Source organism: Stenotrophomonas sp. YIM B06876, from assembly GCF_030711595.1.
GTDB lineage: Bacteria > Pseudomonadota > Gammaproteobacteria > Xanthomonadales > Xanthomonadaceae > Stenotrophomonas.
In genome coordinates, this window is sequence record NZ_JAUJUJ010000014.1 from 13273 (window position 1) to 31121 (window position 17849).

11 protein-coding genes and 1 pseudogene are annotated in these 17849 nt (G+C 68.2%); 8 read left to right on the top strand and 4 right to left on the bottom strand.

Annotated features, from left to right (window positions below; translation table 11 throughout):
* The first annotated feature begins 72 nt into the window (after positions 1-72).
* From prpF to pbpC, 4 genes and pseudogenes are all read left to right on the top strand, one after another.
* Positions 73-1266 carry a 2-methylaconitate cis-trans isomerase PrpF gene (gene prpF / locus QZH66_RS07720; RefSeq protein WP_305805372.1) on the top strand — a complete coding sequence of 398 codons (1194 nt, stop codon included), beginning with the start codon at positions 73-75 and terminating at the stop codon, positions 1264-1266.
* 97 nt (positions 1267-1363) lie between these two features.
* A complete protein-coding gene (locus tag QZH66_RS07725; RefSeq protein WP_305805373.1) occupies positions 1364-2821 on the top strand; it encodes a bifunctional 2-methylcitrate dehydratase/aconitate hydratase in 1458 nt (485 codons plus the stop codon).
* A 147-nt stretch (positions 2822-2968) separates the two neighbouring features.
* Positions 2969-7807 (top strand): annotated as a pseudogene (locus QZH66_RS07730) (alpha-2-macroglobulin); the annotation flags it as partial.
* Positions 7808-7852: 45 nt separating this feature from the next.
* Complete coding sequence (gene pbpC / locus QZH66_RS07735) at positions 7853-10234, top strand: penicillin-binding protein 1C (RefSeq protein WP_305805374.1); 2382 nt, start codon at positions 7853-7855, stop codon at positions 10232-10234.
* A 52-nt stretch (positions 10235-10286) separates the two neighbouring features.
* Here the strand turns inward: pbpC and QZH66_RS07740 are convergent, their stop codons facing one another.
* Both QZH66_RS07740 and QZH66_RS07745 read right to left on the bottom strand, forming a co-directional pair.
* A complete protein-coding gene (locus QZH66_RS07740; protein ID WP_305805375.1) occupies positions 10287-10862 on the bottom strand; it encodes a ferritin-like domain-containing protein in 576 nt (191 codons plus the stop codon).
* A 30-nt stretch (positions 10863-10892) separates the two neighbouring features.
* Positions 10893-11375: a peroxiredoxin gene (locus QZH66_RS07745; protein ID WP_305805376.1), complete on the bottom strand. Its 483-nt coding sequence runs from the start codon at positions 11373-11375 to the stop codon at positions 10893-10895.
* A gap of 450 nt (positions 11376-11825) precedes the next feature.
* Between QZH66_RS07745 and QZH66_RS07750 the strand changes: the two genes are divergently transcribed.
* Complete coding sequence (locus QZH66_RS07750; RefSeq protein ID WP_305805377.1) at positions 11826-12713, top strand: DnaJ C-terminal domain-containing protein; 888 nt, start codon at positions 11826-11828, stop codon at positions 12711-12713.
* A 262-nt stretch (positions 12714-12975) separates the two neighbouring features.
* Here the strand turns inward: QZH66_RS07750 and pilH are convergent, their stop codons facing one another.
* A complete protein-coding gene (gene pilH / locus QZH66_RS07755; protein ID WP_305805378.1) occupies positions 12976-13359 on the bottom strand; it encodes a twitching motility response regulator PilH in 384 nt (127 codons plus the stop codon).
* Between the two features lie 90 nt (positions 13360-13449).
* Positions 13450-14445, bottom strand: a complete 996-nt coding sequence (locus QZH66_RS07760; protein WP_305805379.1) for a YhdH/YhfP family quinone oxidoreductase — start codon at positions 14443-14445, stop codon at positions 13450-13452.
* Between the two features lie 144 nt (positions 14446-14589).
* Here QZH66_RS07760 and hflK point away from each other — a divergent pair, with 144 nt between their 5' ends.
* The 3 genes from hflK (at position 14590) to QZH66_RS07775 (ending at position 17621) form a co-directional block, all read left to right on the top strand.
* Positions 14590-15708 (top strand): FtsH protease activity modulator HflK, encoded by a 1119-nt coding sequence (hflK, locus tag QZH66_RS07765; protein WP_305805380.1) that lies wholly within the window; start codon positions 14590-14592, stop codon positions 15706-15708.
* Entirely contained in the window at positions 15705-16568 is an 864-nt protein-coding gene (locus QZH66_RS07770) for a protease modulator HflC (protein ID WP_305805381.1), read from the top strand. The genes hflK and QZH66_RS07770 overlap by 4 nt, the downstream gene beginning before the upstream one ends.
* A gap of 867 nt (positions 16569-17435) precedes the next feature.
* Entirely contained in the window at positions 17436-17621 is a 186-nt protein-coding gene (locus QZH66_RS07775) for a DUF2065 family protein (protein WP_305805382.1), read from the top strand.
* Positions 17622-17849 lie beyond the last annotated feature (228 nt).

Consider the following 17849-nt stretch of genomic DNA (forward strand, 5'->3'; position numbering starts at 1 on the left):
GTCTGGCGGCGGGGTATATCCTCACCCTGACCCTTCCCGCAGACAGGGGAGGCAACTGGAAGAACAGTCGTCATGAAGCACATCCCCCAGATCAAGATCCCCGCCACCTATATGCGTGGCGGCACCTCCAAGGGGGTGTTCTTCCGCCTTGAAGATCTGCCGGCCAGCGCGCAGGTGCCCGGCGCGGCGCGTGATGCGCTGTTGCAGCGGGTGATCGGCTCGCCGGATCCGTACGGCAAGCAGACCGACGGCATGGGCGGGGCGACGTCGAGCACCAGCAAATGCGTGATCGTCTCGCCCAGCCGCCGGCCCGGTCACGATGTGGACTATCTGTACGGGCAGGTGTCGATCGACACCGATTTCGTCGACTGGTCCGGCAACTGCGGCAACCTGTCCACCGCCGCCGGCGCGTTCGCGCTGCATGCCGGTTATGTCGATCCGGCGCGGGTACCGGCCAACGGCATCTGCACGGTGCGGATCTGGCAGGCCAACATCCACAAGACCATCCTGGCGCAGGTGCCGATCGTCGATGGCCAGGTGCAGGAAAGCGGCGACTTCGAACTGGACGGGGTGAGCTTCCCGGCGGCGGAGATCGTGCTGGAGTTCCTCGACCCGTCCGATGAGGGTGAAGGCGAGGGCGGCGGTGCCCTGTTCCCGACTGGCAATCTGGTGGATGCGCTCGACGTGCCCGGCGTGGGCCGGTTGCAGGCGACGATGATCAGCGCCGGCATCCCCACCGTGTTCGTCAACGCGGCCGACATCGGTTACAGCGGTACCGAGCTGCAGCCGGTGATCAATGAAGACCGGGCGGCGCTGGCAAAGCTCGAAGCCATCCGCGTGGCCGGGGCGCTGCGCATGGGCCTGATCAGGACGGCGGAAGAAGCGCTCACCCGCCAGCACACGCCGAAGGTGGCGTTCGTGGCGCCGGCCAGTGACTACGTCTCCAGCAGCGGCAAGCCGGTTGCCGCGGCCGACATCGATCTCAATGTGCGGGCGATGTCGATGGGCAAGCTGCACCACGCGATGATGGGCACCGCCTCGGTGGCCATCGCCACGGCGGCGGCGGTGCCGGGCACGCTGGTGAACCTGGCCGCCGGCGGTGGCGCACGCAGCGCGGTGCGCTTTGGCCATCCTTCCGGCACCTTGCGCGTGGGGGCCGAAGCGCAGCAGGTTCACGGCCAGTGGACCGTGACCCGGGCCATCATGAGCCGCAGCGCACGCGTGCTGATGGAAGGCTGGGTGCGGGTGCCGGCCGACACGATCTGAATGTGTCCACGGTCCTGCCGCGCTTGTGCCAGGACCTGCGGGCGGTTGCCACGACGGGTCGTGACCACCGTTATGCCACCGCAGGAGTGCCGCGCTCATGTCCGATTCCGCAGGGGTTGTATCCGGCCGACCGCCCTGGGACAGGGTGCTGGTCGAAATCGCCGACTACGTCCAGCACTACCGCATCGACTCGCCGCTCGCGTTTGAAACCGCGCGGCTGTGCCTGATCGACAGCCTGGGCTGCGCGCTGGAAGCGTTGGAGTATCCGGCCTGCACCCGGCTGCTCGGGCCGCTGGTGCCCGGCACGGTGGTGGCAAATGGCGCGCGGGTACCGGGCACCGCGTTCGAGCTGGACCCGGTGCAGGCCGCGTTCAACCTCGGCGCGATGATCCGCTGGCTGGATTTCAACGACACCTGGCTGGCGGCCGAGTGGGGCCATCCTTCCGACAACCTCGGCGGCATCCTGGCGGTGGCCGACTGGCTCAGCCGCAGCCACATCGCCGCGGGCCGGCCCCCGCTGACGATGCACGCGGTGCTCGAGGCGATGATCAAGGCGCATGAGATCCAGGGCTGCATCGCGCTGGAGAACAGCTTCAACCGGGTCGGGCTGGATCACGTGCTGCTGGTGAAGGTGGCCACCACCGCGGTGGTCGCCGGCCTGCTGGGGCTGGACCGCGCGCAGATGCTGGCCGCGCTGTCGCTGGCCTGGGTCGACGGGCAGAGCCTGCGCACCTACCGGCATGCGCCCAACACCGGTTCGCGCAAGAGCTGGGCTGCCGGTGATGCGAGCAGCCGCGGGGTGCGCCTGGCGCTGATGGCCCAGGCCGGCGAGATGGGTTATCCGTCGGCACTGACCGCGCCGGTCTGGGGGTTCTACGACGTGCTGTTCCGTGGCCAGCCGTTTTCGTTCCAGCGGCCCTACGGCAGCTATGTGATGGAGAACGTGCTGTTCAAGATCAGCTATCCGGCCGAGTTCCACGCACAGACGGCGGTGGAGGCGGCGATGACGCTGCACGCGCAGCTGGCGGCGGCCGGGCGCAGCGTGGAAGACATCGGCCACCTCAGCATCCGCACTCAGCAGGCCTGCCTGCGCATCATCGACAAGCGCGGGCCGCTGGACAATCCGGCCGACCGCGACCACTGCATCCAGTACATGGTGGCGGTGGCGCTGATCTTCGGCCGGTTGACCGCGGCCGATTACGAGGACGCGGTGGCGGCCGATCCGCGCATTGATCGCCTGCGCGCGAAGATCGTCTGCAGCGAGGAACCGGGGTTCACTGCCGACTACCTCGATCCGGGCAAGCGCTCCATCGCCAATGCGCTGCGTATCGAGTTCAGCGACGGCGGTGCGTTGGACGAGGTGGTGGTCGAATATCCGCTGGGCCATCGCCGCCGCCGGGACGAGGGCATCCCCCTGCTGCGGGAGAAGTTCCGGCGCAATCTGGCGCGGCGCCTGCCCGCTGACCGGCAGGCGCGGATCCTCGCCGTCTCGCTCGATCCGCAGGTGCTCGATGCGATGCCGGTCGATGCCTACGTCGGGCTCTACCTGGGCTGATCCGCGCCGCGGCGCCTCACCGGTGCCCGTCTATACTTCGGCGGACATCCAGGGAGCCAGACGATGCACACCACCTCGGACAAAGGCCAGGGAACATGGCGGTGGAAATGCGTGCCGGTACTGCTGCTGGCGATGCTGGCGGCGACCCTGGGGGGCTGCAAACGCAACGAGTCCGGGCAGCTGCCGGTGGCCACTGGCGAGGCGATCCAGGCGCAGAAGCAGGCCATCACCGGCTTCGGCCTGGTCCGGGCGTGGCCCGACCAGAAGAACGACGGGTTGTCGCTGGCGCTGGAATTCTCGCGGCCGCTGGTCGGCACCCAGGACTTCGACAAACTGGTCCGCTTCGAGGAAAAGGCCGGCACCGAGGAGAGCAGCTGGTCGCTGTCCGATGATGGCCTGACCCTGCGCTACCCGTTTGTCGAAGCGGCCAAGGACTACACGGTGGTGATTTCGGCCGACCTGCTGGCCGCCGATGGCAGCCGGCTGGGCCGCGAACTCAAAGAGAAGGTGCATACCGGCCAGTTGCAGCCGGCCGCCGGCTTCGCCTCGCAGGGCAGCGTGCTGCCGGCGCGCGAGAGCCGCGGCCTGCCGGTGGTGTCGGTCAACGTGCCCGAAGTGGACGTGGAATTCCTGCGGGTGCGCGAGAAGGAACTGCCGAATTTCTTCCGCCAGTACCAGCGCGGCGGCCGTCGCGGCAGCTGGGAGCTGGACAGCGACTATGGCGACAAGACGCCGCTGTCACAGCTGGCCGATTCGGTATATCTCAACCGTTTCGTGCTGGGTGGCAAGCAGAACGAGCGCGCGCTGACCTATCTGCCGATCCAGGACATCAAGGAGCTGCAGCAGCCGGGCCTGTATTTCGCGGTGATGAAGCGCACCGGCACCTATGGGGGCGAGTACGACACCGCGTTCTTCAGCGTCAGCGACATCGGCCTGCACGCGCGCGCCTACAAGGACCAGCTGTTCGTGCACACCGCCTCGTTGCAGAGCGGGGCGCCGGCGCGGAAGGTCGAGCTGCGCATCCTCGATGCCAAGGGCGAGCGGGTGCTGAAGGGCCAGACCGACGCCAATGGCAACGCCCTGCTCAATTACAGACTCGACGCCGGCCACGTGCTGGTGGCCAGCAATGGCGGCGATACCACGCTGCTGCCGTTCAACCAGCCGGCGCTGGACCTGAGCGAGTTCGCGGTGGCCGGGCGCCAGAACGCCTGGTTTGACGTGTTCGCCTGGTCCGGTCGCGATCTCTATCGCCCCGGCGAGACCGTGCAGGTGTCGGCGTTGCTGCGTGACAACGACGGCAAGCCGGTGAAACCTCAACCGGTGTTCCTGCGGCTGAAGCAGCCCGACGGCAAGGTGTTCCGGGAAACCCGGCTGCAGCCGGGCGAACAGGGCTATTTCAGTTTTGAACAGGCGATTCCGGCCGATGCGCCGACCGGACGCTGGCAGGTGGAATTCCGCACCGATCCGGCCAGCAAGGAGGCGGTGCAGGGCATGACGCTGCGGATCGAGGAATTTCTGCCCGAGCGCATGAAGCTGGATCTGGACAGCGCGCAGAAGACCCTCAAACCCGGCGAGCCGCTCAAACTGCAGGCCGACGCCGCGTATCTGTATGGCGCGCCGGCCGCTGGCAACCGCTTCACCGCGCGACTGGCGGTGGCGGTGGAACAGCATCCGCTGGAGTCGCTGCCGGGCTGGTTCTTCGGCGACCCGACGCTGGAGTTGCCGCGCGAAGCCAAGGACGTGATCGACACCCACTTCCCGGCCGATGGCACCTTGCGCGAGGACATCGTGCTGCCGGCCGAGGCCAAGCCGCTGACCACGATTGCCGCGGTGGTTTCCGGCAGCGTCTATGAAACCGGCGGCCGCACCGTCACCCGTACCCTCAAGCGGGTGCTGTGGCCGGCGCCGGTACTGGTCGGGGTGCGCCCGCTGTTTGACGACAAGGACGGCGCCGACGCCAACAGCAATGCGCGTTTCGAACTGCTGCGGGTCGATGCGGGTGGTACGCCGCAGCCGGGCAAGGGGCTCAAGGTCACGCTGGTGCGCGAGCTGCGCGATTACCACTGGGCCTACAACGACAACCGCTGGGATTACGACTTCACCCGCCGCTTCGAGAACAAGGAGACGCGCACCATCGATGTCGGCGCCACGGCAGCCCGGCTCGATTTCGCGGTGGAATGGGGCGAGTACCGGTTGGACGTGTTCGACCCGGCCACCGGGCTGACGGCCCGCTATCCGTTCCGCGCCGGCTGGAGCTGGAACGACGACAACCGCGGGGTGGATGCACGCCCGGACAAGGTCAAGCTGGCGCTGGACAAGAGCGGCTACCGCGCCGGTGACACCCTCAAGGTGACGCTGACGCCGCCGCATGCCGGCCGCGGCGTGCTGATGGTGGAAAGCGACAAGCTGCTGTACGTGCAGGACATCGACGTCAAGCCGGGCAGCAGCTTCGAGATTCCGGTCAGCGCCGAGTGGGAACGGCACGATGTCTACATCACCGCGCTGGTGTTCCGCGGTGGCAGCGCGCCCAGCAGGATCACCCCGGCCCGCGCCGTGGGCGTGGTGCATGTGCCGATGGACCGCAAGGCGCGCCGGGTGGCGGTGGGGCTGGTGGCACCGGCGCAGATGCGCCCGCAGCAGCCGTTGCCGGTGACGGTCAGTGCCCCGGCGCTGGCCAGCAAGCTGGCCCATGTCACCGTGTCGGCGGTGGATGTGGGCATCCTCAACATCACCCGCTTCCCGGTGCCCGATGCCAATGCGCATTTCTTCGCGCAGCGGCGGCTGGGGGTGGATGCCTACGACATCTACGGCCGGGTGATCGAAAGCTTTGAAGGCGGCAGCGGCAAGCTGCGCTTCGGTGGCGACATGGCACTGGCCGCCTTGCCGCAGGCCAGACGGCCGACCGCGCGGGTGCAGACGGTGGACCTGTTCTCCGGGCCGGTGCAGCTCGATGCGCAGGGCAACGCCCGCATCCGCCTGCCAGTGCCCGACTTCAACGGCACGCTGCGGGTGTCGGCGCTGGTGTATTCGGATGAGTATTACGGCAACCGCGCGGTGGAAACCGTGGTGCGTGCGCCGATCCTGGCCGAGGCCAGCATGCCGCGGGTGATGGCGCCGGGCGACCGCAGCACGGTGACGCTGGATGTGCAGAACTTCACCGGCCAGCCCGGCCGGTTCAGCGTGCGCGTGGACGGCGAAGGCCCGCTGGCGATCGGCGAATCCCCACGCAGCGCCACGCTGGCCAGCGAGGCCAAAACCACGCTGAGTTTCCCGCTGGTGGCGCAGGAGGGTTACCGCGTGGCCAAGGTGCGGGTGCGGGTGGAGGGCAACGGCTTCAAGGTGGACCGTCGTTACGACCTGCCGGTGCGCGCGGCGTGGCCGCAGGTGCTGCGCTCGCAGACCCGCACGCTCGATCCGCTGGCGGCGGTGACGCTGGGCAGCGATTTCGCCGAGGGCCTGATGGACGGTTCGGTCAACGCGCGCATGCTGGTCAGCGCCTTGCCGCCGATCCCGTTCGCCAGTGCCTTGCAGGGTGCGCTGAACTATCCCTACGGCTGCGCCGAGCAGACCGCCAGCAAGGGCTACGCCGCGCTGATGCTGGACGAGGCGACCTCGGCCCTGCTCGGGGCTGACGGCCTGGATGCCAAGACCCGCCGCGAGCGCATGGAAGGCGCGTTCGGGCGGCTGGCCTCGATGCAGGTGGCCAATGGCAATTTCTCGATGTGGGGCGACGACGGCTACGTCAATCCGGCGCTGACGCCCTACATCGCCGAGTTCCTGCTCGATGCGAAAGAAGGCGGTTTCGCGGTGCCCGACAACGTGCTGCAGAAGGCGCTGAACCGTCTCAGCGAGGACCTGCTCAGTGGTGGCAACCAGTTCTACGGCCAGGACCGCCGCGAGAACCTGAAGTTCGCCAACCAGGCGTATTCGGGCTACGTGCTGGCCCGGGTCAACCGCGCGCCGCTGGGTACGCTGCGCGCGCTGTACGACAACGAACGCGGCAAGGCCGTTACCGGGCTGTCGCTGGTGCATCTGGGCGCGGCGCTGGCGTTGCAGGGCGACCGCAAGCGGGGCGAGGCCGCGATTGCGGCCGGGTTCGCCCGCAGCAGTGCCGATCGCCCGGCGTACTTCGGCGACTACGGCAGCGCGCTGCGCGATGACGCGCTGATGATCGCGTTGCTGCACGAGCGCGGACTGGCCAAGCCCGGGTACGACGCCCGCGCGGTGGCGCTGGGCCGCGAACTGGAGGTGCGGCGCAAGAGCGGCTGGTTGTGGCTCAGCACCCAGGAGCAGGTGGCACTGGCGCGGCTGGGCAAGGCGTTGATGGCCAACCAGAACAAACAGGTGTCCGGTGTGCTGGCCGTGGGCGAAAGTACCGAGGCCATTGCCGCGCGCAGGATCTTCGCGCGGGTGTTCGATGCCGCGCAGCTGGCGCGCGGCGTGCGCTTCACCCCGCAAGGCGAGCCGCCGATGTTCGCCAGCCTGGAAGTGGCCGGCGTTCCGAAGCGGGCACCGGCGCCGGACAACCGCGTCATCGGCATCGAGCGCAGCTGGTACACCGCCGATGGCAAGCCGTGGTCACCGCGTCCGCTCAAGGAAGGCGAGGCGCTGATCGTGCGGCTGAGCGTGACCGCCAATTCGGACATGCCCGACGCGTTGCTGACCGACCTGCTGCCGGCCGGGCTGGAGATCGAGAACTTCAACCTGGGCGATGCCAGACAGTGGGCCGACGTGGTGGTCGACGGCATCGGCATCAGCGACCGTTCCGAGGCCGCCGACGTCAAGCACGAGGAGTTCCGCGACGACCGCTACGTGGCCGCGCTCAAGCTCGCGCGGGGCAACACCGCCAGGCTGTTCTATCTGGTGCGCGCGGTGACCCCGGGCACCTACACCGTGCCGCCACCGCTGGCCGAGGACATGTACCGTCCCGATCTGCGCGGCGTGGGCCGCGCCAACCCGGCCACGATCACGGTGGTGCAGCCATGATTGCCGCCGCGTTGCAGGATGGATGAGCACAGCCGGACGCCAGTGATGCACGCAGCGGTACCGGAACACAGCAGTGGCGGGCGCCACCTCCGGCGCCTGCTGCTGCGCGCACTGCGCTGGGGCACGGTGGCGGTGCTGTCGGCGTTGCTGCTGCTCGATCTGGCGTTTCCGTTGCCGCTGCCGAAATCACGCGACACCAGCACGCTGGTGGTGGCCAGTGATGGCAGCCCGCTGCGCGCGTTCGCCGATGCCGAAGGGGTGTGGCGCTATCCGGCCGATGCCGGCTCGGTGTCGCCGCTGTACCTGCAGGCGCTGCTGAATTACGAGGACCGCTGGTTCTGGCGACACCCCGGCATCAATCCGTGGGCGCTGCTGCGCGCGGGCAAGCAATGGCTGTTCGAGCGCCGCATCGTCTCCGGCGGCTCCACGCTGACCATGCAGGTGGCGCGCATCCTCGATCCGCATACGCGCACGCCGTGGGGAAAGACCAGGCAGCTGCTGCGCGCCGTGCAGCTGGAAGTGCATCTGGACAAGCGCCGGATTCTCGCGCTGTACCTGCAACGCGCACCTTATGGCGGCACCATCGAAGGGGTCGAGGCGGCGAGCTGGGCGTATCTGGGCAAGCCGGCCGCGCGGCTGTCGCACGCCGAAGCCGCGTTGCTGGCGGTGCTGCCGCAATCGCCCAGTCGGCTGCGGCCGGACCGGCATCCGCAGGCGGCGCAGCGGGCGCGCGACAAGGTGCTTGAGCGCATGGCCACGCTGGGGGTGTGGTCGCCCGCCGCAGTGGCCGATGCGCGGATCGAACCGGTGGTGGCGCGTTCGTTGCAGAGCCCGCTGCATGCGGCCTTGCTGGCGCAGCGCCTGCGCTCGCAGCAGCCGCGCGCGGCGCAGATCCGCACCACGCTGGACAGCGGCCTGCAGCGCACCCTGGAAGAGCGCGTGGCCAGCTATTTCTCGCAGCTGCCCGAGCGCACCTCGGCCGCCTTGCTGGTGGTGGACAACGCCACCCTGGAAGCGCGCGCCTATGTCGGCTCGGTCGAGTTCGCCGACACCCAGCGGCTGGGGCACGTGGACATGGTGCAGGCCTGGCGCTCGCCCGGCTCAACGCTCAAGCCGTTCCTGTATGCGATGGCGCTGGACGATGGCCTGATCCATTCGGAGAGCCTGCTCGTGGACGCGCCGCAGAGTTTCGGCGGGTACCGGCCGGGCAATTTCGATGCGGCGTTCAACGGACCGGTCAGCGCCGCCACCGCGCTGCGGCTGTCACTGAACGTGCCGGCGGTGGATCTGCTCGACCGGGTCGGTCCGTCACGGTTCGCCGCACGGCTGGCCAATGCCGGCATCGGCCTGAAATTTCCGCATGGCAGCCAACCCAGCCTGGCGCTGATCCTCGGTGGCACGGGCGCCCGGCTGGAGGAACTGGTCGGTGCGTTCGCCGCGTTCAACCGCGAGGGCATTGCCGGCCGCGTGCGCTATACCCCGCAGGATGCGCGGATCGAGCGCCGGCTGGTGTCGCCGGGCGCGGCATGGATCGTGCGCGACATCCTCCAGTCCAACCCGCGGCCGGGTTATGGCAACGGCGCCTTCGATGTCGCCACGCGGCCGCCGGTGGCGTGGAAGACCGGCACCAGCTACGGCTACCGCGATGCCTGGGCGCTGGGCAGCACCCGCCGCTACACCGTCGGGGTGTGGGTCGGACGCCCGGACGGCACCCCGCTGCCCGGCCAGTACGGCGCGGTCACCGCGTTGCCGCTGATGTTCGAGGTGATCGACAGCCTGCCGCGACTGCCCGGCGACGCCGCGCCGCCCGCGATGCCGGCCAGCGTGCAGGCGCAGGACATCTGCTGGCCGCTGGGCATCGCCGCGGCGCAGACACCGGCGGCGTTGTGCCATCGCCGTGTCAGCGCGCATGTCCTCGATGGCGGAGTGCCGCCGACGTTTGCCGAACGCGATGCACGGCTGTGGCAGCCGGGGCGGGTGCGCTTCGAGGTGGATGCGCGCAGCGGCCTGCGGCTGTCGGCCGGGTGCGCGGGTCATCCGCAGCGGGAGGAGCGCGAGATCGCGCGCTGGCCGGCGCGCCTGTCGCCGTGGTTGCCGGCGGCACAGCGACAGGCTTCGCGCTTGCCGCCGCTGGCAGCGGGGTGTCCGGCCGACGGCCACGATGCCGCTGGCAGCCTGCATATCGAAGGGCTCAACGACCGCGCGGTGCTGGCCCGCGCGCCCGGCTCCACGCACGGGGTGCGGCTGCAGGTGCGTGCGCTGGGCAGCGACGGACCGATCGACTGGCTGCTGGATGGCCGCTGGATCGCGCAGACCCACGGCGCGCGCCCATTCCTGCGTGATTACGACGAACCCGGCGAACACACCCTCACCGCGCTGGCCGCCGATGGCGCCTGGACCCGGGTCGGATTCCAGCTGGTGCGTTGAACGCGCGGGCCCGCATGGGCGGGCCCGGGTGCTGGGTGCCGGCTGGCGCCGCCTATTCGCCGATCCAGCCGTCGAGCAGGTCGGCGAAGTCGTCGGCGTGCTCTTCTTCCTGCGCCAGGATCTGCTCAAGCATGCGCTTGGTGGTGGTGTCCTTGTCGCCGACGAAGTTGATCATCTCGCGGTAGCTGTCGATGGCGATGCGCTCGGCGATCAGGTTCTCGCGCACCATGTCGCGCAGGTCGCCGCCTTCCTTGTATTCGGCATGCGAGCGGGCGGTGAGGGTGTCCGGATTGAAGTCCGGCTCCCCGCCCAGCTGCACGATGCGTTCGGCCAGCATCCCGGCATGCGCCTGTTCCTGCTGTGCATGTTCAAGGAACTCGGCTTTCACCGCATCGGCCAGCATGCCCTTGGCCATGTAGAAGTGCCGGTAGTAGCGCAGCACACAGACGTATTCGGTGGCCAGCGCATCGTTGAGCAGCTTGATCACCGCCTTGCGGTCGGCATGGTAGGTCGGTGTGATGGCACCATCTTCAATGCTCTTGCGGGCATTGGCACGGATCACGCTGCGGTCGCTGATGCCTTCGATAGCGGAGGCGTTCGAGCTGTGGTGGGCGTGCTGTTTGGACATGGCGGGCCGTTCCTTAATCTGCGGGGAAAACTATTTGGGCAGGTGCGCTAGCACGTGCTCGGCGGAGGAGACCTCGAACTTGCCCGGTTCTTCGACAAAATGGGCGCGTACCACCCCGTCCTCGACGTACAGCGCGAAGCGGCGCGAGCGCCGGCCCATGCCGGAGCTGCTGGCATCCATTTCCAGGCCGAGGGCGCGGGTGAGTTCGCCATTGCCATCGGACAGCATCTGCAGGCCGTCCGGGACCGCCTGCGCGACGCCCCAGGCGTGCATCACGAAGGGGTCGTTCACGGCCATGCAGTACACCTCGATGCCGCGGCGGCGGAACTCGCTGAAATGCTCAACGTAGCCGGGCAGGTGGCGTGCCGAGCAGGTCGGGGTGAAGGCGCCGGGGACCGCGAACAGCACCACATTGCGACCTTCGAACAGCGCCCGCGTGTCGACAGTTTCCATGCCTTCGCGGATGCGCTTGAGGGTTACTTCGGGAATGTGTTCGCCGACGTCGATGGACATGGAGGTCTCCTGATGGGGGGCAGTTTCAGTGATCGGGTGCGAGAACAGCGTCAAGGCGAGGGGAAGAACCGGTTGCCCGGCTTCCGCAGCACCTCGCAGCGCCCAGCTCGCGATGCATTGCCAGCGGTTCGTGCCGCGCATGGAGCATCGTACGTCACCGCCCGCGGCGCGGAATGCCGCACCCGCGGCGGTGCCGGCAACCGGCAGCACCTGCAGCGTTTGCGGCGGCGGGCAACCGGTTCGGGCAACCGCACGTATCCCGCGGCAGCGCACGCATCGCCGCCTGCCGGTTCAGCCGCAAGCGCCCGGCCTGCGGGCGCCCGGGCAAAGGGGACGAAAACGGTCCTGCTCGCCGGTGCCGGTGGCCGCTAGAATGGCGGCCTGGTCGCCGCCCGGCGCGTAACGACCCGTCGCGGTGGCGTGTCGGGCCGAAATTTTCGAGGTGTAAGGATGGAATTCAAGGACTACTACGCCACCTTGGGCGTGGAACCCAGCGCGGGTGATGCCGAGATCAAGACCGCCTATCGGCGCCTGGCGCGCAAATACCATCCCGATGTCAGCAAGGAGGCCGGCGCCGAGGAGAAGTTCAAGGCGGTCAACGAGGCCTACGAGGCGCTGCGCGATCCGCAGAAGCGCAAGGCCTACGACCAGCTCAAGGCCCGGGGGTACCGGCCCGGCGAAGAGTTCCATGCGCCGCCGGATTTCGGTGGCGGCCAGGGGTTCGATTTCGAGGAGGTGTTTGGCGGCGGCAACGGCAACGGCGGCTTCAGCGATTTCTTCGAAAGCCTGTTCGCGCGTCAGCGCGGGGGCGGCCGGCCGGGTGCCGGCTTCGGCGGCGGTGGTCCGCAGCCGCCGCGCGATACCCGGGCCAAGCTGGCGGTGCCGTTGGAAGCAGCCTACAAGGGCGAGAGCCTGCGCATCACCGTGGGCGGCCGCCAGCTGGAAGTGCGCGTGCCCAAGGGCATCCGGCCGGGACAGGTGATCCGGCTGGCCGGGCAGGGCAGTGGCGGCGGCAACCTGATGCTGGAAGTGGAATACGCCGAACACCCCGAATTCGTGGTCGACGGCCGCAACATCCTCTACACGCTGCAGGTGATGCCGTGGCAGGCGGCGCTGGGCACCAGCATCAGCGTGCCCACGTTGGGCGGCGCGGTGGAACTGAAAGTGCCGGCCGACTCCGAAGCCGGGCGCAAGCTGCGCCTGCGCGGGCGCGGGCTGCCGGGCAATCCGGACGGTGACCAGATCGTGGAGCTGGAGATCATGGCGCCGGTGCCCACCGACGAGGCCCAGCGCAAGGCGTATCGCACCCTGGCCAAGGCGTTCGGCGAGACGGTGTAGCCGCAGGGCGGGGCTTGCCCCGCTGCGCTCTGGAGCCGGGCGCAAGCTGCACCGGCGCGGGCGGAGGGCTGTCGGGTAATCCCGATGGCGACCCGTGTGGAACTGGAGTTCGTGGCGCCGCCGCCCACCGGCGAAGCGCAACGCAGGGCGTATCGCATCTTGGCCAATGCTTCCGGCGAGACGATCCGATCGTAGAGCGAGGCAACGCCCCGCTGGCCGGCATAACGGGTAACCCGGGCGGGGCGCTGCCCCGTCCTACAGGTCAGGCTGCGGGCGGCTGTTCGCTGCTGAACACCCGCTCGATCACCTCGGACAGTTCGTCCTCGGAAAACGGCTTGGTGATATACGCCTTGGCGCCCTGGCGCATGCCCCACATGCGGTCGGTGTCCTGGTCCTTGGTGGTCACCAGCACTACCGGAATGTGCTGGGTGGTGGCTTCGCGGCGCAAGGTGCGGGTGGCCTGGAAACCGTTGAGGTTGGGCATCACCACATCCATCAGCACCAGGTCGGGCAATCCGGCCTTGGCCGCTTCCACGCCCGCGGCACCATCGGTGGCGGTGAGGGTTTCATGCCCCAGTTTTTCGACAATGCGTTGGATGCCCAGCAATTGCGAAGGCGAATCGTCGACGATCAGGATGCGAGCCATGTGTTCCCCCGGAATGTAGCGGCCAGTGTAGTGCCGGCCATGCATGGACGTGAAGCCACATGCGTCACGTCTATCGCGGCAGGTGCCGGCTCAATCCAGCCGGACCACGGTGCGGCCGAAAGAGCGGCCTTCCAGCATGGTGGAAAAGACCGCCGGCAACTCGTCGAGGCTGGCTTCACGGGTGCAGATCAGATCCAGGTGGGCCGGCTTCCAGTCACTGCCCAGGTGTTGCCAGACCTGGTCGCGGAGGTCGCGCGCGGTGCCGGCCGAAGCCACGCCCAGCAGCGATACGCCGCGGATGATGAAAGGCATCACGGTCATGTCCAGCTCCCCGGTGGCGGCCAGCCCGGCCGAGGCGACATTGCCATAGGGCGCGGTCTGCGCCAGCAGGCTGGTCAGCATGCTGCCGCCAACGTTGTCCAGGCCGCCGCCGAAGCGGGCCGATTCCAGCGGCCGGGTGGTGGCCAGCGCCTCGCGGCCGAGCACTGCGCGGGCGCCCAGGGTCTTGAGGTAATCGGCGCGGTCGGCCTTGCCGCTGATCGCATGCACCTCGAAGCCGGCACGGCTGAAGATGTCCACCGCCAGCGAGCCGACCCCGCCGGTCGCTCCCGTCACCGCCAGCGGCCCGAGTTCCGGCTTCTGCCGGTTCTCCAGCATCCGCAGCAAGGCCAGCGCGGCGGTGAAGCCGGCGGTGCCCAGCACCATCGCCTCGCGCAGCGACAGCCCGGTGGGCAGCGGGATCACCCACTTCGATTCCAGCCGCACATATTGGCTGTAACCGCCATCGCGGACCTCGCTCAGGCCGCAGCCGGTGGTCAGTACGAGGTCACCTTCGCGGAACGCCGGGTCGGTGGAAGCCGCCACTTCGCCGGCCACATCGATGCCGCCGACCAGCGGGAAACGACGCAGGATCTTGCCCTGGCCGGTTCCGGCCAGCGCATCCTTGTAGTTGACCGAAGACCAGCGTGCGCGGATCACCACCTCGCCCGGGCTGAGCTGTTCCAATGCCAGTGGCTCGATCCCGCTGCGGTAGCCGGCGTCGTCGTTGTGGATGCGGAAAGCGGGAAATCGGGCGGGCAGGGGCATGGAAAGACCTGGATCGCTGTAAAAGAAAGCCAAGATAGCCCTTCCTAAACGGCAGGTCTGCCCCATCTAGTAGAATCAATGTCCGATTTACGGCTGGCATTGCGGGAATGGCCCGCGCTGCAGCCTAACCAGAGTGGAGCGTGCATGGCCTGGAACACACCCGGCGGCAAGGGCGGAGATGGCCCAGACGACAATCGACGCAGCCCGTGGAAGCCCCGCGGTGGCAATGGCGGGGGCTGGGGCGGTTTTCCCGGCGGCCTGCCGGGCCCGCTGCGCGATTTGATTGATGGCGGTATCTGGCGGTGGGTGCTGGTGGCAGTGGTATTGCTGGTGCTGTTTTCCAGCTTCCAGCTGATCGGCGAACAGCAGCGTGGCGTGGTGCTGCGTTTCGGCCAGTTCTCGCGGATCCTGCAGCCCGGCCCCAGCTTCAAGCTGCCGTGGCCGATCGAATCGGTGGTCAAGGTCAATGCCACCCAGATCAAGACCTTCAGCAGCAACGTGCCGGTGCTGACCCGTGACGAGAACATCGTCAATGTCTCGCTCAACGTGCAGTACCGGGTCGACGACCCGCGTCTGTACCTGTTCGGCGCGGTCGATGCGGACCAGGTGCTGGAACAGTCGGCGCAGAGTGCGGTGCGCGAGCAGGTCGGCCGGGCCGATCTCAACGCGGTGCTGAACAACCGCGGCCCGCTGGCCATCGCCGCCGAAGAGCGGCTGCAGGCCGCCTTGAAGGTCTACCGTACCGGCCTGGCCGTGACCGGACTGACCCTGCCCGACGCGCGCCCGCCCGAAGAGGTGAAGCCGGCGTTTGACGAGGTCAACGGTGCGCAGCAGGTCAAGGAGCGGCTGATCAACGAAGCCCAGGCCTATGCCGCCAAGGTGGTGCCCGAAGCCCGCGGCCAGGCGTCGCGTACCCGCACCGTGGCCGAAGGTTACAAGCAGGCGCTGATCGCCCGTTCGCAGGGTGATGCGCAGCGTTTCAGCCTGTTGCAGGCCGAGTACAGGAACGCGCCGGAGGTGACCCGCAAGCGCCTGTGGCTGGAAACCCTGCAGCAGGTGCTGTCTGAGAACCGCAAGGTGATCGGCGGCGATGGCCGCCAGCTGATCTACGTGCCGATGCCGGCCGATGCCGGCAAAACTTCCGCCGCGCCGCAGCTGACCCCGGAGATGGTGGCGCCCGCGTTGCAGGGCGGTACCGACAGTGTTCGCAATCCGGACCGCACCGTATCGCGCTCGGTAAATCGTGAGGAGGCGGGTCGATGAAGAGTTCCGTTTGGGTAGGCCTGATCGTTGTCATCCTGCTGGGCCTGCTGGGTTCGGTCTACGTGGTGCGTGAGGATCAGACCGGGATGGTGTTGAACCTCGGCAAGGTGGTGCGTGCCGACATCAAGCCGGGCCTGCACTTCAAGGTGCCGCTGGTGGAAACGGTGCGGGTGTTCGACCGCCGCTTCCAGGTGCTGGACACCGCGCCGGCGCGTTACTTCACCGCCGAGCAGAAGGACGTCAGCGTCGATTTCTTCGCCATCGGCTACATCTCCGACGTGCGCGCCTACTACCGTGCCACCGGCGGTGACAGTCGCGTGGCCAACGCGCGGCTGGCGCCGATCATCACCGACTCGCTGCGCAACCAGATCAACTCGCGCACCTTGCAGCAGCTGGTATCGGGCGATCGCAGCGAGCTGATTGCCGGCCAGCTGACCGGGATCAACGATGCGGTGAAGACCCTGGGCATGCAGATCACCGACCTGCGCATCAAGCAGATCGACCTGCCGACCGACAGCCAGGTGATCACCGACGTGTACGAGCGCATGCGCGCCCAGCGCAAGCAGGAGGCCGCCAAGCTGCGGGCCGAAGGCGAGGAGCAGTCGTTGACGATCCGCGCCCAGGCCGACCGCGAAAGCACGGTGATCGTCGCCGAGGCCGAGCGCGATGCGCAGCTGCTGCGCGGTGAAGGGGATGCCCAGGCCGCGGCCATCTATGGCAAGGCCGGTTCGGCCGATCCTTCGTTCTACGCGTTCTACCGCAGTCTGGAGGCCTATCGCGGCTCGATGACCGACGGCAACGGCGTGATCGTGCTCGACAAGAACGACCCGTTCCTGCAGTACATGAAAAACGACCGCTGAGCGTCCTCGTCGCCCCTCTCCCGTCGGGAGAGGGGCGGGTCGCCGGACGGCGCGCGGCATCAGCGGGGTCCAGCATCCACGCGGCTGATTCCCGGCGCGGTGGGGGACAGGGCATTCATCGTTTCCGCCGTTGCCGCCGCCCCTCATCCGGCGCTGCGCGCCACCTTCTCCCGCTGGGAGAAGGGGAAGTTGCCCCTGAGTTACCCGCCACCTTCTCCTGCTGGGAGAAGGGGAGGTTGCCCCTGAGTTACCCGCCACCTTCTCCCGCTGGGAGAAGGGGAAGCCGCCCCTGCGTTACCCGCCACCTTTTCCCGCTGGGAGAAGGGCAAGCTGCCCCTGCGTTACCTGCCACCTTCTCCCGCTGGGAGAAGGGGAAGTTGCCTCTGCGTTACCTGCCACCTTCTCCCGCTGGGAGAAGGGCAAGCCGTTCTTGCGTTACCTGCCACCTTCTCCCGCTGGGAGAAGGGCAAGCCGTCCTTGCGTTACCCGCCACCTTCTCCCGCTGGGAGAAGGGCAAGCTGCCCCTGCGTTACCCGCCACCTTCTCCTGCTGGGAGAAGGGCAAGCCGCCCCTGCGTTACCTGCCACCTTCTCCCGCTGGGAGAAGGGCAAGCCGTCCTTGCGTTACCCGCCACCTTCTCCTGCTGGGAGAAGGGCAAGCCGCCCCTGCGTTACCCGCCACTTTTTCCCGAGGGAGAAAGGCGCGCCGCTCCCGACGCGGCGGGTTCGCTTCTCCCGCCGGGAGGGGGCAAGTCGCCCCACGCTGCGCGCCACCTTCTCCCGATGAAGGAGGCTAAATCACCCCGCGCTATGTGCCGCTTTCTCCGGTGGGAGAGGGAAATCCGCATCCGCGCCAACTGGATAACTCATGCAAGACCTCTTCTCCGCTCTCTGTCTGGTCGCCGTGCTCGAAGGCCTGTTCCTGTTTGTCGCACCAAACGCATGGAAGCGCATGGCCGGGCAATTGCTGGCCATGCCATCGGCGCTGCTACGGCGGATGGGCGCGGTGACGCTGGGCGCGGGGCTGCTGGTGCTGTGGTGGCTGCGACACTGAACCGATACCCGGCGCGATGGCGGCCCTGAATGGGCCGGGGTGGTAGGCGCCGCGGAAAACCCGGATAATCCACAAAAGCCGGTCGGGCCTGCTCTCAGATGGAGCGTCCCGTCCGGCTTTTTCCGTGTGTGGCGTGGGGTTTACCGGATGCTCCCCGATGGAGTGTCGCTGGGTGTAAACGCCGGCCTGCATGGTTCCCGTCCGCGGCCCCGATGGCCGCAGCAAATC